16 protein-coding genes are annotated in these 14,506 nt (G+C 61.5%); 12 read left to right on the top strand and 4 right to left on the bottom strand.

From position 1 onward, the window contains the following. Positions 1-62 precede the first annotated feature (62 nt). Positions 63-1,553, top strand: coding sequence for a nitrogen regulation protein NR(I) (gene ntrC / locus BG60_RS32690; protein ID WP_034474113.1), 1,491 nt, complete (start codon positions 63-65; stop codon positions 1,551-1,553). A gap of 17 nt (positions 1,554-1,570) precedes the next feature. Here the strand turns inward: ntrC and xth are convergent, their stop codons facing one another. The 3 genes from xth to BG60_RS32675 all read right to left on the bottom strand — a co-directional run bounded on the left by xth (position 1,571) and on the right by BG60_RS32675 (position 4,032). Further along, a complete protein-coding gene (xth, locus tag BG60_RS32685; protein ID WP_008350523.1) occupies positions 1,571-2,353 on the bottom strand; it encodes an exodeoxyribonuclease III in 783 nt (260 codons plus the stop codon). Positions 2,354-2,440: 87 nt separating this feature from the next. Continuing rightward, a complete protein-coding gene (locus tag BG60_RS32680) occupies positions 2,441-3,370 on the bottom strand; it encodes a phosphatidate cytidylyltransferase (protein WP_034474132.1) in 930 nt (309 codons plus the stop codon). Between the two features lie 32 nt (positions 3,371-3,402). Beyond that, positions 3,403-4,032 (bottom strand): lysophospholipid acyltransferase family protein, encoded by a 630-nt coding sequence (locus BG60_RS32675; protein ID WP_034474110.1) that lies wholly within the window; start codon positions 4,030-4,032, stop codon positions 3,403-3,405. Between the two features lie 230 nt (positions 4,033-4,262). Here BG60_RS32675 and BG60_RS32670 point away from each other — a divergent pair, with 230 nt between their 5' ends. From BG60_RS32670 to BG60_RS32655, 4 genes are read left to right on the top strand one after another with little or no spacing between them, the layout of a single operon-like run. After that, positions 4,263-4,877 carry a CDP-alcohol phosphatidyltransferase family protein gene (locus BG60_RS32670; protein ID WP_008350520.1) on the top strand — a complete coding sequence of 205 codons (615 nt, stop codon included), beginning with the start codon at positions 4,263-4,265 and terminating at the stop codon, positions 4,875-4,877. A gap of 40 nt (positions 4,878-4,917) precedes the next feature. Next, positions 4,918-6,693 carry a bifunctional alpha/beta hydrolase/class I SAM-dependent methyltransferase gene (locus BG60_RS32665; protein WP_034474108.1) on the top strand — a complete coding sequence of 592 codons (1,776 nt, stop codon included), beginning with the start codon at positions 4,918-4,920 and terminating at the stop codon, positions 6,691-6,693. 56 nt (positions 6,694-6,749) lie between these two features. Continuing rightward, the gene (locus BG60_RS32660; protein ID WP_420912060.1) at positions 6,750-8,072 is read left to right on the top strand and encodes a phosphatase PAP2/dual specificity phosphatase family protein; all 1,323 of its coding nucleotides are present in this window, start codon (positions 6,750-6,752) and stop codon (positions 8,070-8,072) included. Continuing rightward, positions 8,069-8,488 (top strand): hypothetical protein, encoded by a 420-nt coding sequence (locus tag BG60_RS32655; protein WP_034474101.1) that lies wholly within the window; start codon positions 8,069-8,071, stop codon positions 8,486-8,488. Before BG60_RS32660 ends, BG60_RS32655 begins: the two co-directional genes overlap by 4 nt. 52 nt (positions 8,489-8,540) lie before the next feature. On the opposite strand, the gene BG60_RS32650 is transcribed toward BG60_RS32655, so the two are convergent. Then, positions 8,541-9,050 (bottom strand): DUF2628 domain-containing protein, encoded by a 510-nt coding sequence (locus BG60_RS32650; protein ID WP_206540337.1) that lies wholly within the window; start codon positions 9,048-9,050, stop codon positions 8,541-8,543. A 187-nt stretch (positions 9,051-9,237) separates the two neighbouring features. On the opposite strand from BG60_RS32650, the gene BG60_RS39395 reads away from it, so the two are divergent. From BG60_RS39395 to kdpA, 7 genes are all read left to right on the top strand, one after another. Beyond that, entirely contained in the window at positions 9,238-9,696 is a 459-nt protein-coding gene (locus tag BG60_RS39395; protein ID WP_206540336.1) for a hypothetical protein, read from the top strand. A gap of 102 nt (positions 9,697-9,798) precedes the next feature. Continuing rightward, positions 9,799-10,452 carry a tetratricopeptide repeat protein gene (locus BG60_RS39390; RefSeq protein WP_206540335.1) on the top strand — a complete coding sequence of 218 codons (654 nt, stop codon included), beginning with the start codon at positions 9,799-9,801 and terminating at the stop codon, positions 10,450-10,452. Between the two features lie 52 nt (positions 10,453-10,504). Beyond that, a complete protein-coding gene (locus BG60_RS32640; protein WP_051996807.1) occupies positions 10,505-11,650 on the top strand; it encodes a polysaccharide deacetylase family protein in 1,146 nt (381 codons plus the stop codon). A gap of 54 nt (positions 11,651-11,704) precedes the next feature. Continuing rightward, entirely contained in the window at positions 11,705-12,340 is a 636-nt protein-coding gene (locus tag BG60_RS36545; protein WP_152563257.1) for a YidX family protein, read from the top strand. A gap of 184 nt (positions 12,341-12,524) precedes the next feature. Further along, on the top strand, positions 12,525-12,632 hold the full coding sequence (locus BG60_RS39300) for a potassium ABC transporter ATPase (protein ID WP_193788594.1): 108 nt from the start codon (positions 12,525-12,527) through the stop codon (positions 12,630-12,632). Continuing rightward, positions 12,629-12,724 (top strand): K(+)-transporting ATPase subunit F, encoded by a 96-nt coding sequence (gene kdpF, locus BG60_RS32630; protein ID WP_008350504.1) that lies wholly within the window; start codon positions 12,629-12,631, stop codon positions 12,722-12,724. Before BG60_RS39300 ends, kdpF begins: the two co-directional genes overlap by 4 nt. Further along, complete coding sequence (kdpA, locus tag BG60_RS32625) at positions 12,721-14,505, top strand: potassium-transporting ATPase subunit KdpA (RefSeq protein WP_034474097.1); 1,785 nt, start codon at positions 12,721-12,723, stop codon at positions 14,503-14,505. Before kdpF ends, kdpA begins: the two co-directional genes overlap by 4 nt. Position 14,506: the final 1 nt, after the last annotated feature.

The following is a 14,506-nucleotide window of genomic DNA, read 5'->3' as shown; positions in this document are numbered from 1 at the left end:
TTGACGCCTGACCGTTTCGACGGGCTCACACCGAACCACACGAAGACTTCTCGCCGAACGATATGAAGCCGATCTGGATAGTAGACGACGACCAATCCATCCGCTGGGTGCTGGAAAAGGCGCTCGCACGAGAAAACTTCACGACGCGCAGCTTCTCCGGCGTGCGCGACGCGCTTGCCGCGCTCGAAGGAGAAAGCCCGCAAGTGCTCGTCTCGGACATCCGCATGCCGGGCGGGTCCGGGCTGGAACTGCTGCAGACCGTGCGCGACCGCTTGCCGGGCTTGCCTGTCATCATCATGACGGCGTTCTCGGATCTCGACAGCGCAGTGGCCGCGTTTCAGGGCGGCGCCTTCGAATATCTCGCCAAGCCATTCGATGTCGACAAGGCCGTCGAGCTGATCCGCCGCGCCGTGGATGAAAGCATGCGCGGCGAAGCGTCGGTCGACGAGCGCGTAACCGAGACGCCCGAGATGCTCGGTCAGGCGCCCGCGATGCAGGACATGTTCCGCGCGATCGGCCGTCTGTCGCATTCGGCGGCGACCGTGCTCATCACGGGCGAATCAGGCACCGGAAAGGAGCTTGTCGCGCGCGCCTTGCACCGACATAGCCCACGCGCAAACGGACCGTTCATCGCGCTGAACACGGCGGCGATTCCGAAGGATCTGCTGGAGTCCGAACTGTTCGGGCACGAGCGCGGCGCGTTCACCGGCGCGCAGGCGATGCGTCAGGGCCGCTTCGAACAAGCCGAGAACGGCACGCTCTTTCTCGATGAAATCGGCGACATGCCGTTCGACCTCCAGACGCGCCTGCTGCGCGTGCTGTCGGACGGGCAGTTCTATCGCGTGGGCGGGCACAATCCGCTGAAGGCGAACGTGCGCGTGATCGCGGCGACGCATCAGAATCTCGAATCGCGCGTGCGGCAGGGCTTGTTTCGCGAGGACTTGTATCACCGATTGAATGTGATTCGGCTGCGTCTGCCGGCGTTGCGCGAACGCAGCGAGGATATTCCGCTGCTCACGCGACACTTCCTGCAGAAGAGCGCGCGCGATCTGGGTGTCGAGCCCAAGCGCGTGTCGGACGATGCACTCGCGTATCTCGCGTCGCTGCCGTTTCCCGGCAACGTGCGTCAACTGGAGAACCTGTGCAACTGGCTCACGGTGATGGCGCCCGCGCAGGTGATCGAGCAGAAGGATCTGCCGCCCGATCTCACGTCGCGTCAGGAGGTGAGCGCCGAGAGTCTCGCCGTATCGACGGATGGCGCGGTCGCGCCGGTTCCCAATGCCGTGAACGGCGCCGTATCCGCGCCGATCGCGGCGGCGCCGGCGGGCGTCGCGGCGAGCGTGTGGGAGAACGGCTTGCGCACGGAAGTCGCGCGACTGTTGCGCGAGAATTCCGCCGATGTCATGGACGAACTCGCGCGCCGTTTCGAAGCGGCGGTGATTCGCGAGGCGCTCGACTTCACGCGCGGGCGCAAGGTGGAGGCGGCGGAGCGTCTGGGCATCGGCCGCAATACGATCACGCGCAAGATTCAGGAGTTGCATCTCGACGCGTGAACGTCGTTACGACGGGATCAGCCGATCGTCGCGATCACGGGCGCGTGGTCCGACGGCTGGTCCCACTTGCGCGGCACCTTGTCGACTTCGCATGACGTGCAGCGCGCGGCCAGTTCCGCCGACAGCAGGATGTGGTCGATGCGCAGCCCCGCGTTGCGGCGAAACGCCATCATCCGATAATCCCACCACGTAAAGAGCTTCTCGGCCTGCTCGAACTTGCGGAAGGCATCGGTCAGGCCGAGCCCGACGAGTTGCGCGAAGTGCGCGCGCTCTTCGGGCGACACGAGGTTCTGGCCTTCCCATGCTTTCGGATCGTGCACGTCGCGGTCTTCCGGCGCGATGTTGTAATCGCCCAGCAACGCGAGCTGCGGATGACGCGCCATGTCTTCGCGCAACCATTCGCGCAGTGCGTCCAGCCAGCGCATCTTGTAGGCGAATTTCTCGGAGCCGGGCGCCTGTCCGTTCGGGAAATATGCGGAGATGATGCGCACGCCGTCGATCGTCGCGGCGATCACGCGTTGCTGCAGATCTTCGAATCCGGGAATGTTGCGCACGACGCTGATTTCATCGACTTCGAAGCCCGCATCGGCGCGCACCAGAATGCCGACGCCGTTGTACGTCTTCTGCCCGGCGAACCAGCTTTTGTAGCCGGCGGCTTCGAGTTCGGCGCGGGGAAATTTCTCGTCGGGGAGCTTCAGTTCCTGAAGGCACAGCACGTCGACGCCCGAGAGCGCGAGCCAGTCGATGACATGCTGCTGGCGGACTTTGAGGGAATTGACGTTCCAGGTGGCGATTTTCATGAGTGCCCGTTTTCTTCGTAGAGCGCGGCCGTTGCGCTGAAGGCTCGATTCTAGCGGAGCGGTGGGGCGGGGGCGGGCTCGCAGACGTCACACATAAACGAATCTGACCAGATGAAAAAACACAGGCGCGGCGAAGCAGATCGAATCGACACGATCGAGCATGCCGCCGTGTCCGGCGAGCATCGAGCCCCAGTCCTTCGCGCCGAGCGAACGCTTCACCGCTGAAAGAACCAGCCCGCCGATGAACCCCGCCAGAACGATGGCGAACGACATGCCGAGCGCCGCGCCGAAGCCGAATGGCGTGATCCGGTAAAGCGCCGCGCCGCAAAGGGTCGCCAGCGCGCCACCGCCGACGAAGCCTTCGACCGTTTTAGAAGGCGAAAGCACGGGTGCGATCTTGCGCTTGCCGAACAGTTTCCCCACGACGTACTGCAAGACATCGCTGATCTGCACGACGAGCAGGAAGTAGAAGAGCAATAACGCGTTCTGCCCGCGATAGCCGGGAATGTCGAGTGTCAGGAGCGCGGCGGCGTGGCTCAGGCCGTAGACGCAGACCATCAGCGCCCAGTTAATGCGTGCATTGCGACTCAGAAAGTCGCGCGTATCCTGCGTCAGCGCCGATACCAGTGACATCGCGAAGAAGAGATGCACCGGTACGAAGATGGAATACATGCCGTACCAGTTGATGCCAAGCAGAATGTACTGAACGGGAACCGCGACAAAGAACGCGAGGAACAGCGTCGAGTGATCGCTCGGCGTGGTCGGTGTGAGTGTTATGAACTCGCGCAACGTGAGGAATGACAGTAGCGCGAAGACCACATAAGTTGCAGTCTCGCCGAGTCCAATGGCGATCGCCATGACGGCGACCATGCCCCACCACGCGCGGATGCGTTCATTGAGGTTGACGATGGTCGCGCTCTTGCCATTCGGCCGGGCGGCGAGGATGGCGCCTGTCACGGTCGCGACGGCGAGAAAGCCCGCCACGCCCGCGATCAATTTCCAAAACAGTTCTGGCATGTTCGAGAATCGGAGATGTTGTGGCAGCAAGCTCAGTCTGAGCAAGCCGATGGCGCCAGCGCGACGATCGCATCGCGCATGCGTGTGAGAAAAGCAGATTTGTCGTCGGTCGCCCGAAGCGCTTCGCCCGCGCCGAAATGGACTTTGCAGATCAACGGAATCGGCCAGATCGCGCCCTTGGGCATGATCCGCTGAAGATTCTCGAGATAGACCGGCGTGAGGGCGATGCCGGGAAACTCGCTTGCCAGATGAAAGAGTCCGCTCTTGAAGCCTTGCGGCAAAGCATCCGTGCCACGTGTGCCTTCGGGAAAGATAATCACCGAATGCCCCTTCGTGAGCGCATCGCGAACCGGATCGAGCGGATCGCCATCTCCTTCGCGTCGACGATCGATCAGCACGACGTTCAGCAGTTTCTGCGCGATATGTCGCTTGAGCGCGTTGGCGTTCCAGTAGTCGCGCGCAGCAACGGGCCGCACGGAATCGCGCAAACTGCGCGGCAACGCAGCGAGGATAGCGAGTGTGTCGATATGGCTCGTGTGATTCGAGAAGTAGATCTGTTGAGTTTCGCCTGCACGAGGGACATGACAGACTGGGTAGGCTCCAGCGACCAACCGAACGAGAGATAACAGTAAATCGCGTTGCCAGGCATATATCCGTTTCATGAGTCGGTAGTGGTGTGGATTGCTTATTTATATTCCGTTCACATGCGCATCGACGGAGCAAGTGGTCTTGACAAGATGTGTCAGATGTTTAGCAAGTGATAACAGAACTGCATAACAAAGAGGCTCTGCAATCCTAACGGTTGACGGGATGCAAAAGTGCCCTGATAGTAGCGGCTTTTTCGATCCATCGGGACGTCAGGCATGGTCGACGAACCGGCGAAAACATCGCAATGAGCCTCTACGCACTCAAGCCGCGCTTCCAAATTCTGCTTCGTCCATTCACAAATTGGCTCGCGCGGCGAGGCGTGACCGCAAACCAGGTCACGGTAGCCGCGATGCTTGGATCGATGGCAGTCGGTGCATCGGCGTGGCTCGGTTATCCCGAGCGCGGTCTGTTTCTGCTCATTCCGCTGTGGCTTTTCATCCGCATGGCGCTGAATGCCATCGACGGCATGCTTGCGCGCGAACACGGCCATAAGAGCGCATTGGGCGCTTACCTGAACGAACTAGGCGATGTGATCTCGGACACGGCGCTCGTGCTGCCGTTTCTGGCCGTGCCGGCTTTCGCGCCATCGGACGTGTGGCTTTTCGCCTGGACGGCGTGCGTAGTCGAGTGCGCGGGACTGATCGGACCACTGGCCGGCGCGGATCGTCGCTACGACGGGCCATTCGGCAAGAGCGACCGCGCGCTGGCGCTCGGGGCATTTGCGCTCTGGTTCGGAATGGGGCTGCCGGTCGGTTCGACGTTTGTCTGGCTGTGGCGTGCACTGATCGCACTCGCGGTATTGACTGCGATCAGACGCGTCGCGATGGGCGTTCGCTTATCGCGTGAAACGGGCCGTTAAGCGTTACCTGCAACATCGAAACAACGAAGGCAAAAATCACATGACTCAAGCGACTATTCGACGCGCACAAGAGGCGCGCTTCACGACTCACGACGGTGAAGCGCTTTTCTATCGGCACTGGCCCGCGGCGGGCGCGACACGCAGCGGCGCTGTGGTGCTGCTGCATCGGGGGCACGAGCATTCGGCGCGTGTCGCGCATCTGGTCGATGAACTCGACATGCCTGGCTACGATTTCTTTGCGTGGGACGCGCGTGGGCACGGACGTTCGCCCGGCGCGCGCGGATACAGTCCGAACGCAGCGGCTTGCGTGCGCGACCTCCAGTGCTTCGTCGAACACATCCGCGACGTTCATGGCGTCGCCATCGAAGACATGGCGGTCGTCGGTCAGAGCGTCGGCGCCGTGCTGGCCGCGGCCTGGGCGCACGATTATGCGCCGCCCGTGCGCTGTCTCGCGCTCGCATCGCCGGCGTTTCATATCAAGCTGTACGTGCCATTTGCACGTCCGGGATTGCGTCTGATGCACAAGCTTCGCGGTCTGTTCTATGTGAACAGCTATGTGAAGCCAAAATTTTTGACGCACGATCCGGAGCGCATCGCGAGCTATGCCGCGGATCCGCTGATCACGCGGCCGATCGCGGTCAATATGCTGCTGGACCTGCACGACACGGCGAGGCGCATCGTCGACGATGCGGCCGCCATCACCGTGCCGACGCAACTGCTGATCTCGGGTGCGGATTGGGTCGTGCATCGCGGACCGCAGGAACGCTTCTTCGAGCGGCTCGGATCGGCGCGCAAGGAGCGCATCGTGCTGCCCGGTTTCTATCACGATACGCTCGGTGAATGCGACCGCGCGCAGGCGCTCGCGCCGCTGCGGGCGTTTCTGCTGCGTGAGTTCGAGGCGCCTTGCGCGCGAGTCTCGCTCGTGGATGCCGACACGCGCGGACCTTTTCATGCGGAGTACGAAGCGTTGAAACAAGCTCCCGCCAGTCCGCTCGCGCGTTTGTACTGGATGGCTGCGCGCGCGGGGTTGCGGGTGGGCGGCGCATTCTCGGAAGGCATTGCACTTGGGCATCGGCTCGGGTTCGATTCCGGCTCGACGCTCGACTACGTGTACCGCAACGAAGCGAGGGGACGCGGATGTGTGGGGCGGCACATCGATCGCAACTACCTCGACTCTCCTGGCTGGGTGGGCATCCGTCAGCGCAAGATCAATATCGAGGCGTTGATCGCCGAGGCGATGACGCGAATCACGCGCTCGGGCGAGACGGTCCGGATCGTCGATATCGCGGCGGGACATGGCCGTTATGTCCTTGACGCCATCGCCGCGGTGACCCGTCGCGATGGCGTGTCGCCCGAGCACATTCTGTTGCGCGATTACAGCGCGCCGAACGTCGATGCTGGACGCGCTCTGATTGCGCAACGTGGTCTCGAAAGCGTTGCGCGTTTCGAGCAAGGCGATGCCTTCGACGAGGCCTCGCTCGCCGCGCTCGATCCCCGTCCGACGCTTGCGATCGTGTCAGGGCTGTATGAGCTTTTTGGCGACAACGCTTCGATAGAACAGTCGCTCCGTGGTCTCGCGCGCGCCGTGCAACCTGGCGGCTACCTCGTCTATACCGGACAGCCGTGGCATCCGCAGCTCGAATTCATTGCGCGCGTGCTTGGGAATCATCGTGGCGAGACAGCGTGGGTCATGCGTCGCCGTTCGCAGGCGGAAATGGACGAACTCGTCGCGCGCGCCGGCTTTCGCAAGATCACGCAGCGCATCGATGAAAAGGGGATCTTCACGGTGACGCTTGCCGAGCGCGTCGCGTCCTGATGAATAGCGCTGCCTTGTCCGTCGCCGGTGCGCGAAGCGAACGGGACGCCTCCTTGATGTTGCGATCCGGATGGCTCGCGATCATGGGCGCGTTGTTCTTTTCGACATACGCCTTCGCGAACTGGCTGGCGTCGACGCGCGCCTCGGTGCCAACCTTCGCATTCGCATGGGAACGGGCCATTCCGTTCATGCCGTGGAGCATCGTGCCGTATTGGTCCATCGATGTGTTCTACGCGCTCTCGTTCCTGTTGTGCGTCAGGCGCGCGGCGCTCCACGCGCACGTCCGCAGGCTTTTCACGGTGCAAATGATCTCCGTGGCATGTTTCATCGCGTGGCCGTTGAGCTTCGGCGCCGAGCGGCCAGTCTCGAGCGGTGTGACCGGCGTGCTATTCGACCTCCTGACGGGCATCGATAAGCCGTATAACCAGGCTCCATCGCTGCACATCGGATTGCTGATTGTGCTTTGGACGTTCTACGCGGGCGTTCTGCGGAACAAAGCTGCTCGTGCGGTCTTGCATCTCTGGTTCATGGCGATCGGTGTTTCCGTTCTGACCACATGGCAGCACCATGTGATCGACGTGCCGACCGGCGCGGCGGTGGGTGCCTTTGCGCTATTTCTCTTTCCTCTCGCAGACGATGTGACCGGCGCCGCGCTCCCTTGCGCGCGAAGCCGGCGGATAGCTGGCGTCTATGCGACCGTCGCGGTCGCGCTGACCGCGTTCACGTTGATCCTTGTGAGGCATGCCGTTGGTGCCGCGCTTGTCACGGGATGGGTTTCGCTGGCATTCGCTTGCGTTGCGTGGATTTATTGGCAAGGCTCGCCTGCCGTGTTTCAGAAGGACGAGCGGGGCCGCATTCCGTTGGCCGTCCGTCTGCTGCTCGCTCCGGCTATCGCTGGCGCATTCATCAACTCACGGTTATGGACGCGCAAGAGGCCATCGCCTGTTCGCGTTGCGACCGGCGTTTCCATCGGTCGCACGCCGACGCCTCGCGAATGGCGGCAGCATGGTTTCGATGCATTGCTCGATCTGACGGCCGAGATGCCGCGCTGGATCGCGCTCGATCAATCGCATGTGTACCTATGCGTGCCGCATCTGGATCTCGTGCCGCCGACTCTGCTGCGTCTGAACGCGGCTGTCGAGGCGCTCGGTGAGTTGCATCGCGACGGGCGCGATGTGCTGGTTTGCTGTGCGCTCGGTTATGGGCGCAGCGTGCTGTGCGCGGCGGCATGGATCGCGAAGACGCAAGGTTTGCACGATGCACGCGCGGCACTTCTGGCTGTGCGGTCGGCGCAGCGTCGCGCGGTCTGGTCAAAGGACACCGTCGCGTTGCTGCAGGACTGGATCGACCATTGCACGGTTCATGGAAGACAAGGATGAAAGCCTATTTCATCGCCGCGGCGCGTGGTGCGCTCGATGCTGGCTGCTGTGCGTGCGCGGTCGCCTTGGCAGCGGCAGGCGTGGGGTGGGGTGTCGCCATTCATTGCGAGCATTTGCATTACGTGCGAACGCTGATCGCGCTCATCAGCACATGTTCGGGCATAGGCGCTTCGTGGCTAATGGTGCGAATCCTCATCGACCGACAGTTGTTCGCCACGCTTGCCGCAATGGAATCTTCGACGCTCGATGATCTCGACCGCGTGCTGATCGAGCTCGGATGGACCGGTGCATCGCGTGCCGGCCGGCCGCTCGATGCACGGGTGCGCGGCGTGACTCGACTGCTCAGGGCGAGCGTGATGCTTGCGGTCGTGCAGTGGGTGTGCGTGGGTGTGGCGGTGATGGTTGAGGGCGGGTGACATCGTTGCTTCAAACGCTTGCAGCTAAGCCACTCCCATCCCCGACACACCGTCAGCCGAAGAGGGCAATGCCCAGAACCACGATCATCAGAAGCGCGAGCATCCATGCCGCCGCGGCGTTCGTGCCGCCCTTGCGGCACAGTTCGTATTCCAGCGCGCTGCCGGATGAACCCTCGCTGCGAAGTTTGCCGATGCTCCTTAGCACATGTTCCCGGTAGAGAAGATTGCCGGAGAGTCCCAGCGCGAACGAAATCGCGTACGAAACAAAGCCGCCAGCCCCATCTCCCAGCGAACCGACGGCGAACCGAAGCAGGACAGCAGCCGCGAACAACGCTCCAGCTTGCCAGTACATCTTTCGATAGACGAGCCAAATTGGACCGATCACGAACGCGGCTCCGTTCCATGTACATCTTGGCTGCCCGCGTTTGTTCAGAAAGGACCATTTGTACGCGTAGTACTTCGCGTTCTTTCCGACGAAGAGAGCGACGTCCAGTTCGAGCGTGGGCGACTGTATGTCGGTGTTGATTTGAGGCACGTCTAGTTGATGTTCGGTTGGTTCCATGATGCTTGCCTCGAGTGTGCGGTCCTTTCGTATGTCCGGTCGCGAGCATTGCAGCACGCAGCGCTGTTGTCCACGGTGCCGTATGGCTTTTGCGGAAATTTGAAGAAATTGCGCATCGGCTGCTAGATCGAGCGAATCGGCGATTGCTATGCTTTCATGATTCGGTATCCGAAGAAGTAGCGATGCGATGAATCGCTTCATCAATCAACCGTCTACTCCTCACAATATGTTTCGTTCCATCTGTAAGTTATCGATGATGCTCGCGCTGTTCTGCGCTGCAGGCGCTCAGGCGGCGACTGCGCCTATTCAGGTGCTCAGCGCTACGGTAAAGGACCGAAAGATATCCGGCGCGACTGTCATTCTTCAAAAGGACGGCGCCCAGTCGGTTCGTATTCAGAGTGATGCACAAGGCGCTGCGCAGATTCCAGCCGATATGGCGAATGACAACAAGGTGCTTCTGATCATCAAGAAGGCTGGTTATTCCGATCTGGTCGCCAAGTGCCCATGCGCTGGACTGTCCTATGCGCTGAGTCCGGTGATGAAGAATCTGGATGGCATGCTCGTCGTGCTTACATGGGGACAGCGCCCGCGCGATCTCGATCTGCACGTGTCCTATCCGCAGAATCACGTCTACTTTCAACGCTAAGCCGGGGACGACGCCAATCTGGATGTCGACCACACGGATAGCTACGGTCCGGAAACCATCACGCTCGATCACAAGCGTTCCGGCCAGACCTACGTCTTCGCCGTGCACGATTTCAGCAACGAGAGCAACCCCGCGTCGTCGGAGCTTGCGAACAGCGAGGCAAGGGTGTTCGTGTATGTCGGCCAGTCGCTGGTTCGAACGTTCAGCGTGCCGCGTCAGGCGGGCAATCTGTGGACCGTGTTCCGCGTCAATGGCGAGGGCGAGATTCAGGACATCAACACCATGCGTGGCGTGACGGTCAGAGCGAGCGAGGTGCTCGGCACCATCGACAACTACAACGACGAGCAGTTGAGAATCGTGCCGGCCAATCAGGACTATGTCGACGCGGCCCGCGCGAGCCTGATCAACAAGGACGGCGAGCGTGCCTATCACGCAGGCAACTTCGACGACGCTATCTGGCTGTACCGCGAGGCGATCAGCTTCAATCCGGAATTCGGCCAGGCGTACAGCAATCTCGGGCTCGCCTTCCAGAAGGCCGGACGTGCTGCCGAAGCCATCTGGGCCAATCGCAAGGCGATCGCGCTGGCGAATGGAGCGACGGCCGCGACGGTCCGCGCCAGTTCGTACTACAACATCGGCCGCATCTATGAGGACGCCGGCCAGTTCACCGACGCATTGAGCAACTACCGCGCAGCGCGACGCGAAAAGTCGAATCCGGTCTACGACGCCGCCATTACGCGCGTCAGCAATCGCTAAATCCGTTCAATCCAGGCCCCGGCATCGCGCCGGGGCCCGCATCGCTCATCACATGTACAAGAAAGCTCTCGCGGCGATGCTCATGGCATTCGCCGCGATGTCGTCGCACGCGGCAGGTCCGGTTTCGGTCGCCATCGGCGATCGCGGGACGTGGCCGACATCCATCGATAGTACCGAGAACTTCGATCTCGCTTCGCGCGCCGAACTTCTCGCATTCGGCAAAGCGCTGGCCGATAGCGAACGACTGTCAGACGCCGAGTTGCAGAGCCGGCTGAAGGTGAAATCGTTCGATCGGGCATCGGTCGATCGTATCCGGGGCCGTTATTGGAAGCGTCTGACCGGAAACTATCTGAACGCTTCGGCGAATTGCACGCCGAGTGCTCCGTTTTGCGTAAAGGTGCATGGCGAGGCTGACTTCATGAACGCGGCCAAAGCCTTCGCAGTCCCGGCGGATAGTCCGTATCGCGCGTGGTCATCGCAGGCGCGGACGTTTCACAACACGTATCTCGACGAACTGCTGAGACTGGCCGCGCTCTTTCCGAAGGTCAGCAGTGAGATCGACACGTATTCGTCGCGCGAGATCGACGGCAACGAATTCGCCGACCGCACCTTCCTGCTCACCTTCGACGATGGCCCGACCACCGCCGGCGGCACAACCGACTCGTTGCTGCGGACGTTGCGAGACGCTCGCTTGAATGGCGTGTTCTTCACGCTCGGGACGCGGTTGCAAGCGCGCTTGCAGCAGGCGGGTGCGTCGTCGATGGCGTATGCCTATCGCGGCATGTGCGTCGGCGCGCATGGCTGGGAGCATCGTTCGCACGCAACCTGGCCGTCGTGGGAAGAGTCGGTGGCGCGGAGCATCGGGCTGGCGCAGGCGAATCTGCCGGACAGTTTCGTTCCGCTCTTCAGGCCGCCCTATGGTCAACGCCGAGCGGACAGCGGCGACTTCTTCGTATCGCAAGGCCTGCGTGTGGCGCTCTGGAATATCGATTCGCAAGACTGGAACGAGAAGGTGAGCGCGGATGAAGTCAAACAGCGCGTGCTCACGCTCATGCTGCTGTGGCGACGCGGGATCATTCTCTTCCACGATATTCATCCGAAGGCGCAGGTTGCGGTGCCCTGGTTGCATGACCGGTTGACGGCATCGGGTGTGCAGTGGATGGATTGCAAGAGGTTGGTCGCGACGAACGCCGATTGATCGCGCTGATTGTTTGAACCAACGACAGGCGGCGATGCGGTCAAAGGACGTCAAATGAAAAGAAGAAAGTTTATTGCCCTCACGGTATCGATGCCTTTCGCTCTCAGCGGGTGCCTGACATCCGGATTGAACGAGGAAGCAAAGTCGCCCGATTACTACAGGTACGCGGAAACGATAAGCAGTGTGCTTATCTCGGCTGACCAGAAGACGCTAGTGTTTCTTGGTAAGAATTATCACTTTATTTTCGATGCGCCGGATCACTTCGTGGATGTCCTTCAGTCACCCTTTCACGCCGGAATGACCGCAGATGTCAATCAGTTCTACGTAGACGGAGACAGCAATGTCAGCGGTTCCTTCGTCTTGAATCTCGACAAGGCGGCGAGCTTCAGCGAAGAGCAGAAGGAGGAACTGGGAAATCTTGGAATCGATCCGCAACGCCGGTCTCTCTCGTTCAGGCTTAGCGGGCGGCGATATGACGCGAAAGGTTTCGACCGGTCGAAGGTCAATCCCATGCTGCTGAACCAGTCTTATGAAGTCTCCGTCAGGGAGCAGCATTACTCCAATGCGAAGAAAGTCATCCTGCTGGCGACGCCCTTGACCGTGGCGGCAGATGGCGCGCTGATGATCCTCGCCATTCCATTGTTGCCTGTGCTCTATGTGGTCTTTATGCGGAACTTTCGTGTGATGTGACGCCCGGTTGATCAGATCGACTCGGGCTCACTCACGCAAGGCACGAAGCATTAGCGCCCGCCTATCCAAGGCGGGCGTTTTTTTACACCATTTTTACACCCCGCCTCCCACTCTTTTCCCGCCCTTTACGTCCATTTTCTTAATCTCCACCTTGTCCTGAACCGCACAAGTGGAGAACACCAAAATGGACCTGATTTACCTCGCCGGCATCGTCCTGTTCTGGGGACTTTGCGTGGCGCTCACGCGCGGCTGCGAGCGACTCGGCCGCCGCGCGACGGGAGGGCGTCCATGAGCGCCTGGATGCTGTGGCTCGCGGCGGCTTCCACGCTGCTGCTCTTCGTGTATCTCGTGTACGCGCTTCTGCGTGCGGAGGATCTCGAATGAACGCCAACACCTTCATGCAGACGGCGCTCTTCATCGTCGTGCTGATTGCGCTGGCCATTCCGCTCGGCCGCTATATCTCGAACGTGCTCGACGGATCGTCCGTTATCGTGCGCAAGATCGGACGCCCGATCGAATCGATGCTCTATCGCATCGCCGGCGTCGATCCCGAATCCGAGATGTCATGGAAGCATTACGCGCTCGCCGTGATGTTCTTCAACGTGCTCGGCGCGCTCGTGCTGTATGCGCTGCTGCGCCTGCAGGGCACGCTGCCCGCCAATCCGCAAGGCATGGCCGGCATGACGCCCGATGCCGCGTTCAACACCGCCATCAGCTTCGTGACTAACACGAACTGGCAGGACTACGGCGGCGAAAGCACGCTCGGCTATCTCGCGCAGATGCTCGGCCTGACCGTGCAAAACTTTCTCTCGGCGGCGACGGGCATCGCGGTCGTCATCGCGCTGATTCGCGGCTTCAAGCGGCATAGCGCTCAGACCATCGGCAACTTCTGGGTCGACCTCACGCGCACGACGCTCTACATCCTTGCGCCGCTTGCCGTCGTGTTCGCGCTCGTCTTCGTGAGCCAGGGCGCGATCCAGAATTTCAAGGCGTATCAGGACGTATCGACGCTGCAGGTCACCACATATCAGACGCAATCCACCGACGCACAAGGCAAGCCCGTCACGCAGACGCTCAAGGCCGAGAAACAGACGCTGCCGATGGGCCCCGTCGCCTCGCAGGAAGCGATCAAGATGCTCGGCACGAATGGCGGCGGTTTCTTCAACACGAACTCCGCGCATCCGTACGAGAACCCGACGCCGTTCTCAAACTTCATGCAGATGCTCGCGATGCTGATCATCCCGGCTGCGCTGTGCGTCGTGTTCGGGCGCACGGTCGGCGACAGGCGTCAGGGCTATGCCGTGCTCGCGGCGATGACCATCGCGTTCGCCGTCGCGTGCTGGGGCGAGATTGCATCGGAGCAGGCCGGCAATCCGCTTTACGCGTCGCTCAAGGTCGATACGCAAGCGTCCACGCTACAGGCCGGCGGCAACATGGAAGGCAAGGAAACGCGCCTTGGCATCGCGCAATCGGGCATCTTCACGGTCGCGACGACGGCCGCATCGTGCGGCGCGGTCTCCAGCATGCACGATTCGCTGACGCCGCTCGGCGGCCTCGTGCCGATGCTGCTGATCCAGCTCGGCGAAGTGATCTTCGGCGGCGTCGGTTCCGGTCTCTACGGCATGCTCGCGTTCGCGTTGCTCGCGGTGTTCGTTGCGGGTCTGATGATCGGCCGCACGCCCGAGTATGTCGGCAAGAAGATCGAATCGTTCGAGATGAAGATGGTCTCCATCGTCATTCTGCTTACGCCGCTGCTGGTGCTTCTCGGCACATCGATCGCCGTGCTGAGCGCGGCGGGCACGGCGGGCATCGCGAATCCGGGCGCGCACGGCTTCTCCGAAGTGCTTTACGCGTTCAGCTCCGCCGCCAACAACAACGGCAGCGCGTTCGCGGGCCTTTCGGTGAACACGCCGTTCTATAACTCGATGCTCGCCATCGCGATGTGGTTCGGCCGCTTCGGTTCGCTCATTCCGATCCTCGCCATCGCGGGCTCGCTCGCCGCGAAGAAGCGTCTCGCCGTGACAGCGGGCACCTTGCCGACCCACGGACCGCTCTTCGTCGTGCTCCTGCTCGGCACGCTCCTTCTGGTCGGTGCGCTCACGTATGTGCCGGCGCTCGCGCTCGGGCCCATCGTCGAGCACGTCACGATGATCGCAAGCCATTGAT

The sequence above is a fragment of the Caballeronia zhejiangensis genome (assembly GCF_000698575.1).
GTDB classification, from domain to species: domain Bacteria; phylum Pseudomonadota; class Gammaproteobacteria; order Burkholderiales; family Burkholderiaceae; genus Caballeronia; species Caballeronia zhejiangensis.
Note: the sequence above shows the minus strand (reverse complement) of the source record. Positions and strands in the feature narration are given on the sequence as shown.

Bases quoted from the DNA above. Each gene is read 5' to 3' on its own strand.
- BG60_RS39300 (WP_193788594.1), top strand. From the start codon at position 12,525: ATGGACCTGATTTACCTCGCCGGCATCGTCCTGTTCTGGGGACTTTGC.
- BG60_RS39395 (WP_206540336.1), top strand. From the start codon at position 9,238: ATGAATCGCTTCATCAATCAACCGTCTACTCCTCACAATATGTTTCGT.
- ntrC (WP_034474113.1), top strand. From the start codon at position 63: ATGAAGCCGATCTGGATAGTAGACGACGACCAATCCATCCGCTGGGTG.
- BG60_RS32680 (WP_034474132.1), bottom strand. From the start codon at position 3,370: ATGCCAGAACTGTTTTGGAAATTGATCGCGGGCGTGGCGGGCTTTCTC.
- kdpA (WP_034474097.1), top strand. From the start codon at position 12,721: ATGAACGCCAACACCTTCATGCAGACGGCGCTCTTCATCGTCGTGCTG.
- BG60_RS32650 (WP_206540337.1), bottom strand. From the start codon at position 9,050: ATGGAACCAACCGAACATCAACTAGACGTGCCTCAAATCAACACCGAC.
- BG60_RS32675 (WP_034474110.1), bottom strand. From the start codon at position 4,032: ATGAAACGGATATATGCCTGGCAACGCGATTTACTGTTATCTCTCGTT.
- BG60_RS32670 (WP_008350520.1), top strand. From the start codon at position 4,263: ATGAGCCTCTACGCACTCAAGCCGCGCTTCCAAATTCTGCTTCGTCCA.
- kdpF (WP_008350504.1), top strand. From the start codon at position 12,629: ATGAGCGCCTGGATGCTGTGGCTCGCGGCGGCTTCCACGCTGCTGCTC.
- BG60_RS32665 (WP_034474108.1), top strand. From the start codon at position 4,918: ATGACTCAAGCGACTATTCGACGCGCACAAGAGGCGCGCTTCACGACT.
- BG60_RS32655 (WP_034474101.1), top strand. From the start codon at position 8,069: ATGAAAGCCTATTTCATCGCCGCGGCGCGTGGTGCGCTCGATGCTGGC.
- BG60_RS32640 (WP_051996807.1), top strand. From the start codon at position 10,505: ATGTACAAGAAAGCTCTCGCGGCGATGCTCATGGCATTCGCCGCGATG.
- BG60_RS36545 (WP_152563257.1), top strand. From the start codon at position 11,705: ATGAAAAGAAGAAAGTTTATTGCCCTCACGGTATCGATGCCTTTCGCT.
- BG60_RS32660 (WP_420912060.1), top strand. From the start codon at position 6,750: ATGTTGCGATCCGGATGGCTCGCGATCATGGGCGCGTTGTTCTTTTCG.
- xth (WP_008350523.1), bottom strand. From the start codon at position 2,353: ATGAAAATCGCCACCTGGAACGTCAATTCCCTCAAAGTCCGCCAGCAG.